1 protein-coding gene and 1 pseudogene are annotated in these 1,480 nt (G+C 72.5%); one reads left to right on the top strand and one right to left on the bottom strand.

Annotated elements, in window-relative coordinates:
* A pseudogene (locus PV721_RS43305) lies at positions 1-773 on the bottom strand (hypothetical protein); the annotation flags it as partial.
* Positions 774-856: 83 nt separating this feature from the next.
* Here PV721_RS43305 and PV721_RS43300 point away from each other — a divergent pair.
* Positions 857-1,480 (top strand): 4'-phosphopantetheinyl transferase family protein (locus PV721_RS43300; protein ID WP_319734351.1); only part of this gene is annotated, 624 nt, incomplete at its 3' end.

Here is a 1,480-nt window from a genome sequence, read left to right as displayed (position 1 = left end):
GGATGCTGCGGCTGCGGCTGCGGCGGACGTGGGGACTGATGGGGCTGATAGGGCTGTTGAGGGTGATGGGGCTCCTGCTGTGGGCCGGGACGCATGCCCAGCTCGCGGGCGGTCGGCAGGACCACGGTCCCCGGAGGCAGCGCCGCGGCCGAAACCGCGAGGGCATGCAGCTGGACATTGCCGGGCCGGCCCGGGCCGCGGCGCAGCTGGTCGATCCAGTGCCGGGTGTAACCGCTCACCGCGGCGCCCGCCGCCGGGGCGAAGGCCGGCGGGCAGACCACCCCGTACACCTCCACCGAGGGCGGGGCCGGCAGGCTGCCGTACTCCTGCAGCAGCGGCCAGGCCTCCTTGTCCGCGGCCAGATCAAGGAGAACCGTGGTCAGCCCGGCAGGGCGGGCACGCAGTTCGCTGCCCAGCCACTCCCACGGCAGCGAGGTATAGCGCACCGACGCCGCGGTCGTGCCGGCCAGCGCAAGGTGCAGGCGCCGGCCCCGACGGTCCACCGTGAGACGGCCCGACAGATAGACCAGCAAGGGCCCCGGCGTGGCCGCAGCCGTGCGCAGCCGCGTCAGGACGGTGTTCGGATCACGCGCCCCGTCCAGACAGACCGTGTCACTGGGAAGCCCGCTGCCCAGCAGAGCGGAAGCGGGCACCATCGCCAGGGCGGCAAGGTTCGCGCTCGGTGCCAACTGCACCGTGCGCCGCCGCACCGCCACATCACCCGCTATCAGCAGCACGTGCCCTCGCTGCTGCTCCAATGCGTTCAAGTGCATACGCAGACCGTACTCACACCACCGGCGCCATGAAGAACAGTACGGCTAACCGCGGACCGACCGGCTGGACTACCCTCGGTCAGGTGATCGAGCGCGTGAACCAACTCGGCAGCCAGACGACGCGGACCGGACCACCCCCCACCGGCGCGGGCGTGTCGGTGTGGTCCTGGAACACCATGGCGGACCTCGTCGGCGGACACCCCGTCCAGGAGGCGGGCACGGTACTCGACGCCGACGAACGCGGTCGGGCCGAACGCATGGTCCGGCCCGCCGACCGCCACCGCTACCTCGCCTCACACCTCGGGCTCCGCGTCCTCCTCGGCAGCCACCTGGGGCTGGCCCCGCAGGACATACGCCTGATCCGGGAAGACTGCCCGTGCTGCGGCGGCCCGCACGGCCGCCCCGCCGTAGCCGACACCGCCCTCCACTTCTCCCTCTCCCACAGCGGCGACATGGCCTACCTCGCCCTCGCCGCACGACCCGTCGGCGTCGACATCGAGGCGATCCCGAGCCCGCAGGCGGTGGCGGACGTCATCAACGCCCTGCACCCGGCGGAGACCGCCGAATTGAACGCCCTCGCCGTCGAACGACGCCCCGTCGCACTCGCCCGCCTGTGGGCCCGCAAGGAAGCCGTCCTCAAAGCCACCGGCACCGGACTCGCCCTAGGCCTCACCGACCCCTACGTCGGCACCCACCCCACTCCCACC

Source organism: Streptomyces sp. MB09-01 (genome assembly GCF_033794505.1).
GTDB lineage: Bacteria > Actinomycetota > Actinomycetes > Streptomycetales > Streptomycetaceae > Streptomyces.
Note: the sequence above shows the minus strand (reverse complement) of the source record. Positions and strands in the feature narration are given on the sequence as shown.